The 17,205-nt window shown below is 42.6% G+C and carries 13 protein-coding genes; 5 read left to right on the top strand and 8 right to left on the bottom strand.

Annotation, left to right across the window (positions count from 1 at the left end):
- Window positions 1-198: 198 nt before the first annotated feature.
- The 3 genes from NST25_RS20365 to NST25_RS20375 form a co-directional block, all read right to left on the bottom strand.
- The gene (locus tag NST25_RS20365) at window positions 199-3,459 is read right to left on the bottom strand and encodes an ATP-binding protein (RefSeq protein ID WP_076278762.1); all 3,261 of its coding nucleotides are present in this window, start codon (window positions 3,457-3,459) and stop codon (window positions 199-201) included.
- Window positions 3,446-3,817: a response regulator gene (locus NST25_RS20370; protein WP_076130763.1), complete on the bottom strand. Its 372-nt coding sequence runs from the start codon at window positions 3,815-3,817 to the stop codon at window positions 3,446-3,448. Before NST25_RS20370 ends, NST25_RS20365 begins: the two co-directional genes overlap by 14 nt.
- 61 nt (window positions 3,818-3,878) lie before the next feature.
- Entirely contained in the window at window positions 3,879-5,510 is a 1,632-nt protein-coding gene (locus NST25_RS20375; RefSeq protein ID WP_076130764.1) for a diguanylate cyclase, read from the bottom strand.
- 217 nt (window positions 5,511-5,727) lie between these two features.
- On the opposite strand from NST25_RS20375, the gene NST25_RS20380 reads away from it, so the two are divergent.
- Both NST25_RS20380 and NST25_RS20385 read left to right on the top strand, forming a co-directional pair.
- Window positions 5,728-5,997: an ACT domain-containing protein gene (locus NST25_RS20380; protein ID WP_036685776.1), complete on the top strand. Its 270-nt coding sequence runs from the start codon at window positions 5,728-5,730 to the stop codon at window positions 5,995-5,997.
- A 17-nt stretch (window positions 5,998-6,014) separates the two neighbouring features.
- Window positions 6,015-7,370, top strand: a complete 1,356-nt coding sequence (locus NST25_RS20385; RefSeq protein ID WP_248548616.1) for a PFL family protein — start codon at window positions 6,015-6,017, stop codon at window positions 7,368-7,370.
- Window positions 7,371-7,460: 90 nt separating this feature from the next.
- Here NST25_RS20385 and NST25_RS20390 read toward each other — a convergent pair whose 3' ends face one another.
- The gene (locus NST25_RS20390) at window positions 7,461-7,871 is read right to left on the bottom strand and encodes a hypothetical protein (protein WP_340392376.1); all 411 of its coding nucleotides are present in this window, start codon (window positions 7,869-7,871) and stop codon (window positions 7,461-7,463) included.
- A gap of 207 nt (window positions 7,872-8,078) precedes the next feature.
- On the opposite strand from NST25_RS20390, the gene NST25_RS20395 reads away from it, so the two are divergent.
- Window positions 8,079-9,116, top strand: a complete 1,038-nt coding sequence (locus NST25_RS20395; protein WP_340392378.1) for a glycosyltransferase — start codon at window positions 8,079-8,081, stop codon at window positions 9,114-9,116.
- 13 nt (window positions 9,117-9,129) lie between these two features.
- On the top strand, window positions 9,130-10,197 hold the full coding sequence (locus NST25_RS20400; RefSeq protein ID WP_076190512.1) for a glycoside hydrolase family 99-like domain-containing protein: 1,068 nt from the start codon (window positions 9,130-9,132) through the stop codon (window positions 10,195-10,197).
- A 33-nt stretch (window positions 10,198-10,230) separates the two neighbouring features.
- On the opposite strand, the gene NST25_RS20405 is transcribed toward NST25_RS20400, so the two are convergent.
- The gene (locus NST25_RS20405) at window positions 10,231-11,691 is read right to left on the bottom strand and encodes an MFS transporter (protein ID WP_076190510.1); all 1,461 of its coding nucleotides are present in this window, start codon (window positions 11,689-11,691) and stop codon (window positions 10,231-10,233) included.
- A gap of 164 nt (window positions 11,692-11,855) precedes the next feature.
- On the opposite strand from NST25_RS20405, the gene NST25_RS20410 reads away from it, so the two are divergent.
- Window positions 11,856-12,275, top strand: a complete 420-nt coding sequence (locus NST25_RS20410; protein WP_076309285.1) for a MarR family winged helix-turn-helix transcriptional regulator — start codon at window positions 11,856-11,858, stop codon at window positions 12,273-12,275.
- A 52-nt stretch (window positions 12,276-12,327) separates the two neighbouring features.
- Here NST25_RS20410 and NST25_RS20415 read toward each other — a convergent pair whose 3' ends face one another.
- Genes NST25_RS20415 through NST25_RS20425 form a run of 3 tightly spaced genes read right to left on the bottom strand, consistent with a single transcriptional unit; the run spans window position 12,328 to window position 17,136 of the window.
- The gene (locus NST25_RS20415; RefSeq protein WP_340392381.1) at window positions 12,328-13,995 is read right to left on the bottom strand and encodes an extracellular solute-binding protein; all 1,668 of its coding nucleotides are present in this window, start codon (window positions 13,993-13,995) and stop codon (window positions 12,328-12,330) included.
- Window positions 13,992-15,398, bottom strand: a complete 1,407-nt coding sequence (locus NST25_RS20420; protein WP_340392382.1) for a response regulator — start codon at window positions 15,396-15,398, stop codon at window positions 13,992-13,994. The genes NST25_RS20415 and NST25_RS20420 overlap by 4 nt, the downstream gene beginning before the upstream one ends.
- Window positions 15,391-17,136, bottom strand: a complete 1,746-nt coding sequence (locus tag NST25_RS20425) for a sensor histidine kinase (RefSeq protein ID WP_076130772.1) — start codon at window positions 17,134-17,136, stop codon at window positions 15,391-15,393. The genes NST25_RS20420 and NST25_RS20425 overlap by 8 nt, the downstream gene beginning before the upstream one ends.
- Between the last annotated feature and the right edge of the window lie 69 nt (window positions 17,137-17,205).

The following is a 17,205-nucleotide window of genomic DNA, read 5'->3' on the forward strand; positions in this document are numbered from 1 at the left end:
GATCCGTACCTCATGAAATCAGGCTATCACAATAATTGTAAACGATCAATGATGTCGATTTACCCTAATAATTGTATTTTATTGAAAAATCATCTATAAAGTACTTAAAAACCGATCAAAACAGTATGATTTAACCTGTTTTGATCGGTTTCATTATAAAAAGTGATACTATTTATAAAATATTGTGATAAATAAAAGCTATAATTTTTGCTTACTTTCGGGAAATAACACCTCGCCGCTCCCCGTCTTAATCTTCACTATCTCCTCAAGCGTATTCGACAGCTCGCCGGGTGGATAAGGTTTAGTTAAATATTTTTGAATTACATCGTTTAATTGATTCTTATCCGATTGATCCAGAGCAGAAGAAATAACGATAGGTATATTTCCAGTTCTTGGATCTTCTTTAAGCATTCGGATCAAATCCCAGCCATCCAGTTCTTCACCCAACATCAAATCTACCACAATCGCCACAAATGGTGTTTTCAAGGCCTGATCAAAAGCTTGCTGTGGATGGTAATGATGGGTAACACGGAAGCCCTTCCCTTTAAGCTCTTCTGATAAAAGCAACGATAGACTGTAATCATCTTCAACGATCATCACATTAGGCTTGAGCTCTTTATCGGTGCTCCATTTATTAAGCTCATCCTGTTGCCGGCTCGCTTCCGCATGGAGGATAGGGAGGCTAAACCAGACGGTAGTGCCCTCTCCTTCAACGGAATCTATACCGATATTTCCCTTTTGCTTCTCAATAATCTCCTTACAGATGGCAAGCCCGAGTCCTGTTCCTCCAATTCTTTTAGAGGCGCTATTATCCACTCTTCTGAATTTTTGGAATAGCTGTCCTATTTGATCCTTAGGAATGCCAAGACCATTATCCTGGATACGTACAATAATTCTATCCGACTCGTTATGCAGCAGTACTTTAACTTCATTGTTATCAGGCGAGAATTTAATCGCATTACTTAACAGATTCGTCAGAACTTGGACAATCTTATCCTTGTCCACGTCAACATCCGCATTCAAAGCCTCATCCACTAGGAGTACATGATGGGTACTGCTCAGTTTATATTGATCAATTACGCCTAATACAATTTCACTGAGATTCAAATGCTCCGTGATATATTGCTGCTTACCTGACTCCATTCTCTGCAAATCAAGAAAATCATTAATGAGCTCCGTCAGTCGTTTAGCTTCTTTATGAATCGTCTCCAGATATTTAAGCTGCTTCTCAGGCTTCATGGTCTTAGATAATAACAGTTCTGTGAAACCAAGTACACTCGATAGCGGTGTTCTTAGCTCATGACTTACCGTACTGACAAGATCAGATTTCATAAGGTCCAGCTCATATTCTCTAGTGATATCTCTGTAGACAAACAATGTACCAATACGCAGTTCGCGACGGAATACAGGGATCGCATACACATCAATATGCTTCATCGATTCAGTTCCAATGGAGTATTGCATGCTGCTCGATTCCAGAGCATCCTCAGCAATCGCTTTTTCAAAAAACATCCGAAGTTCATGATTCTCATTCGAGTGCTCAATGAAATAATCCATCCATTTCTGACGGGGAATCAAAGCTCCTTCTGTCCACTCATAATTAAAAATGTTGCTCAACGCTTTATTCATCTGCAGGAGCATACCTTCTGTATTCACAAATTGTATGCCCTCGTTCACATTATTTACGATGTCCCGATTCAGCTTTCGTCCATGTTCAATCTCTTCATACATGAATAAACGTTCAATCGCCAGCGCTACGCGGTTCATCATCCCTTGAACCTCATTAATCTCTTCTTTGCTGAAGGAATGACCAATCCGGCTGCCACAGAACACTGCAAGAATCTCATCCTCTGCGTTCACAACAGTAGTGTAGAAGTCGTAAACATAGACCTCACTCGCAGAAATCCCTTGCTCTGATTGTGTGGCCAGGCGCTTGATTAGGTACGTTTTTTCCGCTTGCAAGCGATATAACATCTCATTATTCTCATGATCAAGATAACGCTCCACATTCTCCTGGGGAATGCCTTTCACAGCCGCGATATTATCTTTCACAAGCAGGAAGAAACTCGAATCAAAGGCATACAGGCGATGCATAAACTCAATAAACTTATCAGCAAATTCATGTTTATCCAAAGTATAAGTAATATCATGATTCAGCTGATTATTTAGCTCTAGCATCATCTTGGTCTGTTCTGTGTTTTTTAACGTTTCGGCTAGCTCCTGCTGCACGCTTTTCATTGAGGTGATATCGTTCGCAATAAGGATGTATTGATAAATCACACCCTCTTCATTCAGGTACGGCACAATCGTCAGATGCAGCCAGATGGGCAATCCGTCTTTGGCTAGAATCTGCAGCTCATTGTTCCACACTCCGCCTGTATTTAATTTGTTAAAGATTTTCTGATAACCCTCATCAGAGAGATTATAAAGTTCAAATAACTTATAGGTGTAACCGATAATCTCAGACTTTTTATAGCGGGTATATCCACTTAAATTATCATTCGCGTAGGTAAAGACACCTTTAGCAGTAAGGATCCCTACCGCAGACGATTGATCCAAGGCTTTCATCATACTCTCAATTTCACTAAGCGAGCGCTGCAGCCTATATTGCTGATCCTGAAGTTCATCCTGCTGCGCATGCAGCTCTTCATTCTGCATCATCAATTCTTCTTCTTTATCTTGAATACTTCTAGCCATATTTAGAAAAGCATCATAAAGTCGGCCAATTTCATCTTGATTCTTAAGCTTGCCCAGAAGAATTTCTTCTCCTGCAGCCAGGGAATGGGTTGCCCCTTCCAGCTTCAGAATAGGATCTATTAGGTTCTTCAGAATCCGCCAGATCATAAAGGTGAAGATTAGCAGAATAATCGTGCTGAAAAAGAATGCGATAAAGGTAAACTCATTGGCACGTTTGATGTAATCCATAGCCATAGTATTTAATGCGGCATCGGATCGTTGCTTGTACTCTTTTGTATACATTAAAAAATCATTTACTGATTTCGTGTTTCCATCTGCGGATAGAGCTCTCAAAGACACATAATCGTCTGCCTCGACAAACCGAATCGCTTCCGGCAAAACTTTAGTTTTGTACTGAACATAAAATGCTTTCAAACCATCTCTAAACAAGGCTTCTTCCGGAGATAAATTGAGATTAGAATAGGTATCCAGAATCTTATCAAAGTTAACAAGTCCTAAGTTTAAGAGCTCTAATTCATTGTCACTCTTAAGTGCGCTGAATCCCCTCGCTCGGAAAAAAACCTCATTTAACGCAGTCGCCAATTCGTTAATCGTGTCCGCCTTATTTTGCAGAACTTCACGGTCTCTACTTAATTTATTCTGCTCATTGTTTATGAAAAACAAAAATACAGATCCCATAAGAATGATTAACGAAAAAACCAAGGCAATGATACGAAAATATCTATTTTTAATACTGTGATTAGAGCTGCTACCCTTTGTCACTTAGGATCCCCTCCACAATCTGCAAGAGTTCCATCGGACTAAAAGGTTTTGGCATAAAATAACGTGCGCCTGCATCTACCGCTCGAAGACGATCTACATCTTGGGCTTTGGCTGTTAACATTAAAATAGCTGTAGCCTTCTTTTTCTCATCATCCAGTTGGCCTAGGACTTCAATCCCTGTCATTTCAGGCATCATATAATCCAATATCACCAAATCATAATGATCCTGTGACAATTTTGAAAGCGCCTCTAATCCGTTCTCGGCAGTGTGGATCTCCACGTCTTCCAAATCTTCTAAGGTGTCTACGATTAACATTCGTAATACTTCTTCATCATCCACTACCATTACCTTTTGCATAGCTGCCTAGTTCCCTCCGCTTTAGATCTCTCCTGGTGCTCACAACATATTCAGAACCCAATTAGAACAAAAATCTATGAGCCAACCGCTCTATCCTCGACAATAACTCAGGCATATGGACCGGTTTGACTACATAATCATCGGCACCCATCTGCAGGGCATGTACAATATCCGCCTGATTATTCCTTCCCGTCAACATGATCACTAATATATTTACTTCCGGATACGTTTTGCGGATTCTTTCCAGAACTTCTACTCCATCCAGATCAGGCATCACACCATCCAGCAAAATAATATACTTCTCATCCACGGCATACCAATCCGATTGCAGGAAATCAAGCCCATTCGCATAGCTGCTAACCTTCACCTCAGCAATATTCTCCGGCTCCCAAATGGCGAACTGACTGGTCACAATTCTCCGAATTAGCGTATCGTCATCCACAACAATCACATTCAGAACCGAATGCTTTTTAGTAGTGGATAAATGGTCCGAATAAAGCGTTGTCTGATTCCTTCCAGCATGCTTACTAGCATAAAGAGCCTGATCTGCTTCCTCAATCAATTTATCGGCTATATTCTCGGCATCTGTTACCTCAGAAATCCCGCTAGAGATAGTCACATGAAAGATTTCATTTTTCGCAAAAAAGTCAGTCGCCGCAAACCGCTCTTGAATACGTTGTATAACCAACATTGCAGATTCCGCATCCGTGTGAGGTAAGAACACTGCAAACTCTTCTCCCCCATAACGGCAAAAGGTATCCTCCAGACGGATGGAATTCTTCACAAGCTCGGAAAAGCCCTGCAGCACTTCGTCTCCGATTAGGTGACCATATGTATCATTAACGTTTTTAAAATAATCCAAATCAATCAGCGCTAACGAAAATACGCGGTTGGTCCGCTTAAAATCACCAATCAGCTGCTTCATGACTTGATTGAAGTGTTTGCGATTGAATGCGCCGGTCAAATCATCCACGATGATGGACTCCTGCCATTCTCTTTTGAGCTGAAAGCGATTTTTGATCAATACCAGAAATAAATCAATATCTACAGGCTTCGGCAAAAAATCCATCACCCCCAGCGAATACGCCTGCATTTGGGTAGCTTTGGAGTACTCCCCACTTATAATGATAATGGGAATTCGTTCTTTTTTAGCCTTGCCGATAATTTGGTTCAACACCTCAATCCCGCTTTTATCCGGTAAAAGAATATCCAGCAGAATGAGATCTGGTTTCGTTTCATAAAAGATTTTGAGTCCCCGTTCAGCAGATAAGGCAATGCTTACATAGTAATTCTGCCTCTCCAACGACTCTTTCAGATAAGCAACTAACTCTACATCATCGTCGATAAGAAGAATATCATTCTGCGTGAGCGTCTCAGCAGGTCCCTTTTTATCCAATGCTTTGACAGAGCTTGAAGCTGCCAATGAATGGACATTAAACAATGGAATCAGTGGATATAAATAATCCCCCCATTCCTCGACTGACCAACTCTTAAGACTGCTTTCCATGAAATAGGGCAGCGTATCCTCGGCAAATTGTTCGACATCTGGTAATCCGACAGTTCCAGCAGTGCCTTTTAAATTATGCAAAAAACGATAAATGTCCTTTTCCTTCACTTCCGCCTGTTCCGTCCATTCCTGGAGGGTCATCTTCGTTCTTTGCTCAACCATGTCTTTATATTTTTGTGTAGTCATATTTACTCCTTCAGACTATCATATCAAACTCTCAGTTCATCACATTTTTTATAGGCTGTCAAATGAATTTTCTATAATTTCAGCTGCCAAAACAAATATTTAATCAAACTGACAAAAAACCTTTGGTTGAAGCTTGTTTCATCATTTGCAATAATAGTTGGAATGGTTCATTCCGTATACACGGTGAAATCAACAAATACAAAGGGAGGCTGTATTCATGAAGGGGATTATTACTGTATTAGGAAAAGATAAAGTAGGGATTATCGCTAAAGTATGTACATATCTAGCCGAACACAATTTGAACATTCTGGATATTTCGCAGACGATTGTTCAAGATTATTTTAACATGATGATGATTGTAGACATTTCTAGCTCAACTAAAGCTTTTGAGAATATTGTAGAGGAATTACATTTGCTTGGCGAATCGATTGGCGTGGAAATCAAGCTTCAGCATGAGGATATTTTTAATATTATGCACCGAATCTAGGAGGATGGCTGACCATGATATCACTAGTGGAAGTACAAGAAACGAATAAGATGATTCGTGAAATGAATCTGGATGTGCGTACCATAACGATGGGGATCAGCCTCATGGATTGTGCCCACACGGATATGCGCACCTTTAATCAAAATGTATATGACAAAATCACCAGATCCGCTGAAAAGCTCGTAAAGACGGGTGAAGATCTGGAAAGACAATTTGGGGTTCCTATCGTTAACAAACGGATTTCTGTCACACCCATCGCTATTGCCGCTGGTGCGGTGAAGACAGATACCTATGTACCTGTTGCTGAAATCCTGGACAAGGCTGCAAAAGAGGTAGGCGTTAACTTTATCGGCGGCTTCTCTGCACTTGTACAAAAAGGCTGCACCAAAGGCGATCGTATTTTGATTGACAGTATTCCTGAAGCATTGGCAGTCACTGAAAGAGTCTGCTCCTCGGTCAATGTCGGTTCCTCCAGAAGTGGAATCAACATGGATGCTGTGAAATTAATGGGCGACATCATTATCCAAACTGCGGAACGCACCAAGGATCGGGATTCCATCGGCTGCGCCAAGCTGGTAGTTTTCTGTAATGCCGTTGAGGACAACCCTTTTATGGCCGGAGCATTTCACGGGGTTGGTGAACGGGAATGTGTCATCAACGTTGGCGTCAGCGGTCCTGGGGTAATCAAACGTGCGCTTGAAGAGGTTAGAGGGCAGGATTTTGAAACCTTATGTGAAACCATTAAACGGACAGCCTTCAAAGTCACACGTGTCGGTCAGCTAGTTGCTCAAGAGGCTTCCAAACGGATGAATGTTCCTTTTGGGATTATCGATCTATCCTTAGCTCCTACTCCAGAAATCGGAGATTCCATTGCCGAAATCTTTCAAGTCATGGGTCTGGAGGAAGCTGGGGCTCCGGGAACAACTGCTGCTCTGGCAATCCTAAATGACAATGTTAAAAAAGGTGGCGTGATGGCCTCCTCCTATGTAGGTGGACTTAGTGGAGCCTTTATTCCAGTCAGTGAAGATCACGGCATGATTCAAGCGGTTCAGCGGGGTGCCCTTACACTAGAGAAGCTGGAAGCTATGACCTGTGTGTGTTCCGTGGGACTGGATATGATCGCTATCCCCGGAAGCACCACCAAGGAGACCATTTCCGGCATCATCGCGGATGAAGCTGCAATCGGCATGGTGAATAACAAAACCACTGCGGTTCGCGTGATTCCAGTAATCGGCAAGGACGTTGGTGAAATGGTCGAATTTGGCGGCCTGCTCGGATATGCACCAGTTATGGCAGTGAATGGCTTCAATTGCGCGAACTTCGTTAATCGTGGCGGACGAATCCCTGCTCCAATTCATAGCTTTAAGAATTAACAGAAACCTCAAACAGCAAGTCCCTATTTGTACATAGGAGACTTGCTGTTTTTTTATTAATCGGATGCTGAGCATGTTAGTTTACCTTGATTAAGCCCGTTGGATGCCGATATTAGGTGTTCCGCCAGTCAAATCGATAAATAATACATAATCATTTCCATCTGTGCCCTTCAGCACGAGACCAGTCTGACCTACAGCACCTACAGAAAAGTATCGAACCTGTTGCAGGCTGGTAGGAGCGCCTGGTGGCAATGTTGCTTGGTTCGTAGCGATCAACCGGGTTGCAACTCTGATGGTGCCTGCCCCGCTAATTTCACCGGTTACCCCCAGATGACCGAGTATGGATTCACTGCCGTTCACATTTAGGCTTCCCATTATAGTCTGACTACCATTCAAATGCAGATTCGAATCGATAGTCTCATTTCCATTAACGTGCAGATCATTTTGAATGGTCTGACTTCCTGTAACTAGAACGCTATCGAAGGTTGGCAAGGCGATCATCCCTTTCAGGTTTTATAGTATATCTTATGTTAAACAAGCCAGCCCTGTCATAGATAGATATACAGCTTTCACTAAATCCGCTTTTTATCTTCGAGACTCTGATTAATGGTCTTATACCTAAAGTCAAAATAACCCCCTACACATATAATGATTAGCAAGACTCGGTGCTAGAGCGGACGACTGGCTCCACAGAATACAGGAGGAATTATGAAGAAGACAGCTAATAGGCTCACTCCTGAAAGGCCTTCAAGTCACGAAGTCACCATCAGCCAAGTTAATCCATCGCAACACCATAACCTCATCCTAGAGATGAACTCTTATAGAGCAGAGCCTTTGCAACGGGAACTCAAGCAATTAAGAATATTGCTGCTGGTTCCTACAGTGGCAAGTGATAAAATGCCTAATGTACGACTTTTTAAGGATCAACTAAGGCATTTGGTCAAAGAAGTACTTGCTATTAAATTCCAGCATAATCTGGAGGAATATTTAGCTCATTTTCAACCTGATCTAATATTAGCTCTAGGATCGGAGACCCTATTTCCGGAGGAGAACCTCCCTGCTCTGAAAGCTTCCAACGTTCCCAAAGCGGTATGGATGGCAGATGCCGCTTGTCTTACTCCAACAGAACGTAATCTGGCATTGTTGTTCGATTATATTTTCACACAGAACATAGCTAATCTGATCTATTATCAGGGTTTATGGGGCAAACATTCCAGCTTTCTCCCATATGCTGCGGATACGGATCTCTATTATCCAAGACGTGTGGAGGACTGTTATCAGAGTGACGTACTCATTCTTGGCGATTTTCAAATCGATAGTGTGCTTTACACGTTTGCGTATTCAGACCTACTTCAAGGCCTTAAGGTAATGATCGCCGGGCGTGGTTGGGAACCCCCCAGAAATTTCATTGATATCACCCATAGTAAAGATATGTCCAGCTATTATAATGGAGCAAAAATCGTCATCAATTGCACTGGTTCTGTGCAGCAGATCATGGAGGTCACCGCTTGCGGTGTATTTCAGTTAGTGGAGGATCATCCCCATCTTCATAATTACCGAATTGCAGAAGAAGATCTCATTCGTTTCCAGAACTTCAAAGAGCTCTCCGATAGCTTTAAGCACTATTTTTCACATAGTGAAGAAAGAAGAATTTCTGCCTCTCGTGCCCTAAAGGAACTTAAATATAACCATTCTTATATCCAGCAAGGAAAGTTACTGCTGAGAAAAATATTCAAGGAACCATAGGGGGTGACCTGACTTGAAATGCATTGCTTTTGTATTGCCTCAGTTTCATCAGATCTCAGAGAACGATTCCTGGTGGGGTGAGGGTTTTACAGAATGGACAAATGTCAGGAAGGCTGCAGCCCTTTATCCTGAACATGATCAGCCCAAGAAGCCATTAAATAATTACTACTATGATTTAACGGATCCTAAAGTGAAACAATGGCAGGCAGAGACGGCAAGGGCTCATGGCATTTACGGTTTTTGTTATTATCACTATTGGTTTAATGGCAGGCGGCTACTGGAACAACCGGTTCAGCAGATTCTTGCGAGCAAAGAGCCTGACTTCCCCTTTTGCCTTTCTTGGGCTAACGAACCTTGGACACGTAGCTGGGATGGTACCGAAGAGGATGTCCTGATGCCACAGGAATACGGAGAAGAACGGGATTGGCGAATGCACTTTTTTGCTTTGCTGGAAGCCTTCAAAGATGATCGTTATATCCGGGTGGAGGATAAGCCTGTCTTTATCATTTATCGGTCTGCTAGTATCCCGCACTGTGAAGAAATGCTTCAATATTGGCGCGAATTGGCTCTGCAGAACGGACTTAAAGGACTTCATCTGGTCCGGACACTGGGCGGTTTCCCCCTAAAGAAAGAGCAAGGATTCGATGCCAGTCTGGAATTTGAGCCGCATTACACATTCGCACATGGCGGAGTTAAGCATTTATGGAGCTCAAAGCAGGTGGAGGATCAGAGGCATATCGTAATTGATTATGATGAGTTATGGGAATCCATGTTGGAGCGGACACCCCATAGAGACGGAGAGATCATATATCCGGGAGCCTTTGTCAACTGGGATAACACACCACGTAAAGGCCCTGCCGGACAAAGCACCTTAGGCGCTAATCCTCAAAAATTCGGCCAATACCTTTCACGACAAATTGAGCGCGCCAAAAAAATGTTCAAAAGTGAATATATTTATATCAACGCCTGGAATGAATGGGCTGAAGGGGCCTACCTAGAACCGGATGTACGTTATCAATATCAATACTTGCAAGCCGTTAAGGAAGCCTTACAGTTTCATCACAAAGAAGATCCTTCTTAGCCGTAGCGCCAGAAGGATCTTTTTCATTTTATGTTATCTTTCAGATGACTGCACTTTGGCACTTCTTGCACTCACCAATCTCCAGCCAGTTAATAAAGCAGCCACTAGACATATCGATGCCGAGGTTACAAACACTACATGCATGCCCTCGATAAATAACTCTGGCCGACCAGGAACTAGCCCTGTCACCCTATAGCCGGCTTTACTGCTCATCACTTGAAAAAGTATTGTAGTAGCAATTGTTATGCCGACAACCATACCAACATTACGAACTAACGAATTGACACTACCCGCAGAACCAAGCTGTGTTCTTGGTACCTTAGACATGACAAGCGAATTGTTCGGCGATTGAAATAGACCACTTCCTATCCCCAGCATAGCGATCCACACACCTACCAGCACAACAGAGCTTCCTACATGAAGCTGTGCTAATCCGAACTGCGCAATAACCATGACCACCAGCCCTGCAAAAGTCAAAAATTCCGAGCCTATTTTATCCGATAGCGCTCCACTCATTGGAGCCACGACTACCATACATATCGGCAGCAGCATTAACAAAAAGCCTGCATAGAATGGCGATAAATTAAGCATGTTCTGTGCATAAAACGGCGCGATAATATTGAAGCAGAAATTCGCTGTAAATACGAGAAAACCACATAAGATACTTAAAGAAAACAACGGATTCTTAAATAATGACAGCTGCAACAGCGGTTCTTTTCTGCGAAGCTCCATCCATATGAAAGCAACGAAGCTGACTACAGCAACAATTATTGATGTAACAATTAAGCTGTTACCATATCCAAGCTGTTGACCTAGTAATAATCCTGCGAACAAAGTAATAATAAAGACAGCGAACAGTAAACTGCCCGGCACATCAATCGAAGATTTCACTCTCGTTAAATCCTTAGGCAATACCTTCCAGCCAAAAAATATAGCGATCAGGCCAATAGGGACGTTTACCCAAAAGATATACTCCCAGCCTAAGGTGGAAACCATAATCCCGCCTAGACTTGGACCAGCTATACTTCCCAGAGACACGAATGTACCAATGAAACCAAGGGCTTTGCCACGCTCCGTGGCAGGAAAGATATCCGTAACAATTCCCTGACTGTTCGCCATGGTCATCGAAGCACCTAAGGCTTGAACAACGCGTGAAGCAATTAAGGCTGGTAAGCTTACACTAAGCCCACACAGCATAGATCCAATAACAAATACAATCGTGCCAATCTTAAAAATTCGAATCTTTCCTACGATATCTCCAAGCTTGCCGAAGAAAAGGATCGCCGCACAGATCGCCATTAAATATCCTGTTGTTACCCATTCGATTTGCGCCATGGGCAGCTTCAGTTGTTTGGATAGCTCAGGCAGAGCAATATTGACAATACTACCATCAAGGGTGGACATAAACGTAAAAATATTCAGAACAATTAAGATCATCCAGCGCTTCTTCTGAATTTCTTTATCCTCCTGATAGGTTGCACTTACAGAACTCATAACTAACACCTCATTAAATATTAATAATCACTGTTTAGTTGCGCACGCAACCAAACTCGCCATACCCAGTGTACAACAATTTAGTTGCGTGCGCAACGACTTTATTGTACACTTTATTTCAAGGCAACAAATGAACGAACATATAACCCAAAGAGGTGTCTATATTGGCAAGAGAGCCTATCGGGAAGCTAATTTCCCATCTTCACCGTCAAAATCAAAAGAAACTGGTTAAGCAATTTGTCCCCTATGGAATCGGTAGTGGTGGACAGCATAGCTTTCTTAAATTGATTCTCTCTCGGCCAGGCATTACTCAGGATCAGTTAACTGCCGAATTGAAGTTCGATAAAGCAACTACAGCACGTTCTGTGAAGCAATTAGAGAACTCGGGATATATCGAGCGCAAAGACGATCCTAATGATCGACGCTCTCACCTTCTATATCCTACCCCAAAAGCCATCAATTTCTTCCCAGTTTTACAGTCCATCTTAGATGAATTTAATAAAAGCCTTGTGGGCCATTTAACCGATGAAGAAGTAGAGCAACTACATTTCCTGCTGCAAAAAATCAGCAAAAACGAAGAATAGAACATAAGAAAAAGGATGTCCCACAGCCATTAGCTGTTGAGGCATCCCACGTTTACTTTTGCTTTACGAGCTCAGTAACTTCTTCCGTAATCTCTTCTCCGCCCATACTCTTCCATTTAGCTACAAACGCATCAAAATCACTAAGCGGTGAATCACCCACAATGATATTTAAGAACGTCTCATTCTCCAGATTCTGCAGTTCCGGCCATTTAGTCTTCATAAGTCGGGTGTTCCCATAAAAGACCCCACGCACTCCCTCTATAGCAGTTGAGGTTAACACAGCTACTCCGTATTTATACGCATTTGCTGCTTTCCAGCCTTCAAGATCTTTTTTGGGCTGCTCTGTTTCTGCTACCCATTGATCATAAATGAGCCGGGTATCAGAATTTAATGTATCCGGGTCTATCTTTCCGTGCAAAGCCTGCTGGATATCAGCATAATGTTTCTCAATCGCATCCCTATAATCTATCAGAAGATCGAACGGATAATATGCACGCAGCTGAATGCCTGTCTGCGCAGAGAAATCACCCAGCTTTTTTACCTCCTCTTGATTAGGATCCTGTCTTCTTTCGAGTCTTGTAAACACGTTTAATTGCTTGATTACAGCCTCAGGATGTTCAAACCCTTTACGCACAACAAGATATCGATCTGTTACCGGCGCTAAATGAGCGACAAACTTACCGGAATCGTCAACTGGAGCTGCATATGCTCTCCATTCTGCCTTCGTATCCAAAGCCACTGCCTCTGATAAAGGATAATAAGGCATCCACCAAGGACCAAAAAACATCCCGGATTTACCTGTAATAATAGGCTCCTGAGTTTCCTTATATAGTGCAAAGTCCGGATCCAGCAACCCGCGTTTATACCAATCAGCAAGTTTAGCAAGCGCTTGTTTGGTCTCTGGTGTAATGGAGCCATACACGATATTGCCGTTGTTATCCTTAATCCAATTCGTGGGGAAAGCGTGAAATGCACTAAACACAGCATCCAGACCATTAACTAATGGTTTAGTTCCATATACGATATTTTTGTAGCCGCTTAGACCGACGGTATCTCTTTTTCCATTTCCATCAGGGTCTTTTTCAATAAAAGCTTTGGCAATTTTCTCGATGTCTTCAAAAGTTTGAGGAGGCTGCAGCTCCAGCTTCTCCAGCCAATCCTGACGTACCCAGAGCAGCACGGGAGAGTCAGCATCAATAGCTACATTCGGTAATCCATATAGTTTACCATCGCGGGAAGCGTCCTCTAATGCCTCCCCCTTTGTAGAATTGTACATATCCTTGATAAGTTCAGATCCATATATTTTATAAGTCTCTGTCAAATCTTCAATCATATCATTATCAATTAATTTCTTCAGTTGATCCCGATCCACAACCATGGCATCAGGCAAATCGTTGCTATCAATGGCAAGCTGTACCTTTTGCGTAAAAGCATCCTCACCCTTCGCTTCCCAGGAGTGAACCACTTTGATATTCGTAATGCTCTCTAAATAACGGGTGATTGGATTGTTATCGTTGCTGTCACCTGTATTAAGCCGCGAGTCGGGAACCTTAAACCCTACTCGGATCACAATCGGATCCTCATATTTGCTATAAGCGATAGAAGTAGCCTCATCCCCTGCCTGAGGGCTTGCAACCGAATCTACAATACCAATATTGTCACGACATGATGTCATTCCAATGACCATACACACTAGGAGGATAGATTTCCAAAATTTCATATTTGGTTTTTCCCCTCCGCACGGAATTCACTTGGTAATTTACCAATACGTTCTCTGAACAATCTGCTGAAATAACGATCATCCTCAAAACCGGACCGCGAAGCAATCTCACAGACGGGAAGAGTAGTCTCCAGCAGCAGTGATTTGGCGAGCTCCAGCCGCATTCCCCGTAAACATTCACCAAATGTCTCTCCGGCAAAACGAGCGAAACATTGGCTGAAATAACCACGGCTCATATTAATGACGGCTGCTACGTCGCTCTGATTGATTTTGTCACCTGCATGGCTCTGCATATAACGAACTGCACGAATAAGACAGGACATAACCTCTTTAGTTAATCCAAGCTCCAGCATTCTTCGTCCCACATGATCAGAAAATCGCCGCAGCCAGTTCTTCCAATGGCACCAGTTCAGATTATGGGAGATGTCCCTTTCCAGTTGAGCAGCATCTTCAGGCTTTAAAAGTAAAGAACTCCAGCTTTGTATTAGAGAGTGTGCAAACGCCAGAAACTGATCAGAACGGGGTTTCTGCTGAAGTATGTTTGCTACAAATTTCTCCCACTCATTTCCATCAATTGTCCACTTCAAATTCTGTGCTTGCTCCAGCAGATTATCCGCCTCTTGTTTTGAGTAGGGAGCCGCTGGTTCCTTCTTTATGTCTTCATATTTCAATGAGGTCAAATCCTCAGGTTCAGGATGATAAAATAGAATACGGTGTAATTTCGCAGTGAGCTGTTCCTCCAGTTCCTGCAAGGGTTGATCTCTCAATCCACTGATCAGCGCGGTCTGCCATCGTCCGGATAGCTGGATCTTAAGCTCACGTTTGCTCTCATCTATTGAGAAACGATGTAATAAGGGCGACATCCACATCTCATGAAAAGTAATGAGCGGATTATTTTTCACGCTGGACAGCTGAAATAATTCTTCTTCATTGCACTGATGATTTAGGGGCAAATACAGCAGAGCCTTATCAGCAGCCATACGTTTACTTTCCCCACGAACCAGAGCATCCCGTGTATTGTCCTCCCATTTAATACGATCGACAAGACGTCTGATGGTTTCATCCGCATTTTCCATCTCAAGCAGTGTTTTTACAATATAGTCAACGGCTCCTAAACGCATAGCCTCCTGAACATAGTCAAATTCATGATGACAAGTAAGGACAACACAGCGAATGCCTGCGAACCGTTGTCTAACCATTTTAATGAGCTCGAAGCCTGAAATGCCTGGCATGGTCAAATCCACAAATAATAAATCTACTTCCTGCTGTTGAAGCAGCTCCAAAGCAGATTTACCATCACCTGCCTCTCCAACTATAACAATCCCTAAGGATGACCAGTCGATCAGGGATATGAAGCCTTTTCGCACGAGTCTCTCGTCATCGACAACTACAGCCTTAATCATCGAAGTCCTCCTTACCTTTCCTCGGAATCACAATGGATACAACCGTACCTTCTCCTGGCTTACTGAACATCTCTAGCTTCATTTGTTCTCCATAATAGGTTCTAAGCATCCGGTTTACATATGAAAAACCAATTCCAAGTCCCCTTTTTTTCGCTCCATCATCAGACAACAGCTGATCTAATGTATCTGCATCCATCCCAGCGCCATTGTCTCTCACACATAGCTGAACCTCTCCTTCACCATGTTTCGTTATCTCAACATCTACCTTGCCATTATCGCTTAATCCATGATAAATCGAGTTCTCCACCAGAGGCTGAAGCAAAAATCTCGGGACAGCCACAGACAATACATCCTCATCAGCTTCAACGTTAAATTCAAATTCATAATCATAACGAATACGCTGCAGCTCCATATAATTTCGAATCGCTTCAATTTCCTCGCCAATGGTAACAATGATGCTTTGCTTGCCCAGATTATAATGCAGCACCTTTACAAGAAGAGTGACCAGCTTGTCGATCTCCTTCTGGCCGTTTAACCGGGCCATCCACTGTACCGTATTTAAGGTATTATGCAAAAAATGAGGATTGATCTGGCTGAGCAACTTCTCAATCTCAAATTGGCTTTTCTGTTTCTCATTATGGGCAACCGCAACAATCAGCTCATTCACCTGTTTTTTCATCTGCTGAAAGTTGGTAAGCACGAAATCAAATTCTTCCACATTCGTATAGGCTACCGGAGCGGTAACATTTTCCGCCATTCGGTTGATTTCAAGGTTGACCTTACGCAACGGACCATAAATTTTCCTCCAGATGATCCAAGCCAGAAATCCGGCAAAAAGAAGGGTGGAGAAGGCAAGTAAGATCATTTTATAAAACCAAGAATAAATTTCACTGTTGAATTCTGATTTTTTCACAACGGCAATAAGCTTCCAGCCCTGAGGACTCGCGTAACGAAACAGATGATATCCACTTAGCGTTTCATGGGTGAGATTGGAGTTGCTTCCCGCAGCTTTAATAATACTTAGCGGAAGTTTGCCATCGATCACTTTTGTACTATTACCTTGCTGATTGACCAGCAGATGATTTACTTTCATTCCGTAGGACTCCTGATTGAAGATTTTGCGAAACAAACTATAATTCGTCTCCAAATAAATATAAAGCTTATGCTGGCCCGGCACACGGACAATCCGCTGCTCCGAGAATACGAGATTATCACCAACAGCGTACATAGTGGGATGTGGTCCATAATAGTCAGCCCCGTTATATCGCATAAAAGACGGCAATGTACTGATATCAAAATTTCTGCGTGCGCTCATGTTGGTGAACAGAACGGGATCATCGCTGTCCGGCATAATGTAGGCTGTAAGTCCAATATAAGGGTTCGTAAAATTGACTAGATTGATCTTCTGGTTGATGGAATTCATCATTTGCGATTTGCGAAAAATTTGTTTTTCCTGAATAAATGAGGACATCTCCTGCACAATCTGACCGTCCAGAGCAAACTGCTTGGAGGCAAAATCCATATTGTCGATGGCATTCTCCAGGCTTGAGGCTTCCTGTCTCAGACTAGCGCTGATCCCGTTGCCAATTTTACCTGAAAGGATGGAGTAAATAGAGGTGTAGGTTACGAATCCTACTAAGAGAAGCGGAAGTAATGTTCCGATTACTAGATAGATAAATAAGGTATTGCGTAAGGATTTGACAGCTGGAGTATGACTCCGCAGGGGTACTCTTACCATCTGGATTATCCTCTTCTTTCTATTTGAAAGCGTTTTATATTAATGTGAGAATACCACATTTATCCTTAA

This window comes from Paenibacillus sp. FSL E2-0190 (assembly GCF_037992965.1).
Lineage (GTDB): Bacteria > Bacillota > Bacilli > Paenibacillales > Paenibacillaceae > Paenibacillus_AQ > Paenibacillus_AQ odorifer.

Bases quoted from the DNA above. Each gene is read 5' to 3' on its own strand.
- NST25_RS20370 (WP_076130763.1), bottom strand. From the start codon at position 3,817: ATGCAAAAGGTAATGGTAGTGGATGATGAAGAAGTATTACGAATGTTA.
- NST25_RS20375 (WP_076130764.1), bottom strand. From the start codon at position 5,510: ATGACTACACAAAAATATAAAGACATGGTTGAGCAAAGAACGAAGATG.
- NST25_RS20380 (WP_036685776.1), top strand. From the start codon at position 5,728: ATGAAGGGGATTATTACTGTATTAGGAAAAGATAAAGTAGGGATTATC.
- NST25_RS20390 (WP_340392376.1), bottom strand. From the start codon at position 7,871: ATGATCGCCTTGCCAACCTTCGATAGCGTTCTAGTTACAGGAAGTCAG.
- NST25_RS20395 (WP_340392378.1), top strand. From the start codon at position 8,079: ATGAAGAAGACAGCTAATAGGCTCACTCCTGAAAGGCCTTCAAGTCAC.
- NST25_RS20405 (WP_076190510.1), bottom strand. From the start codon at position 11,691: ATGAGTTCTGTAAGTGCAACCTATCAGGAGGATAAAGAAATTCAGAAG.
- NST25_RS20415 (WP_340392381.1), bottom strand. From the start codon at position 13,995: ATGAAATTTTGGAAATCTATCCTCCTAGTGTGTATGGTCATTGGAATG.
- NST25_RS20420 (WP_340392382.1), bottom strand. From the start codon at position 15,398: ATGATTAAGGCTGTAGTTGTCGATGACGAGAGACTCGTGCGAAAAGGC.
- NST25_RS20425 (WP_076130772.1), bottom strand. From the start codon at position 17,136: ATGGTAAGAGTACCCCTGCGGAGTCATACTCCAGCTGTCAAATCCTTA.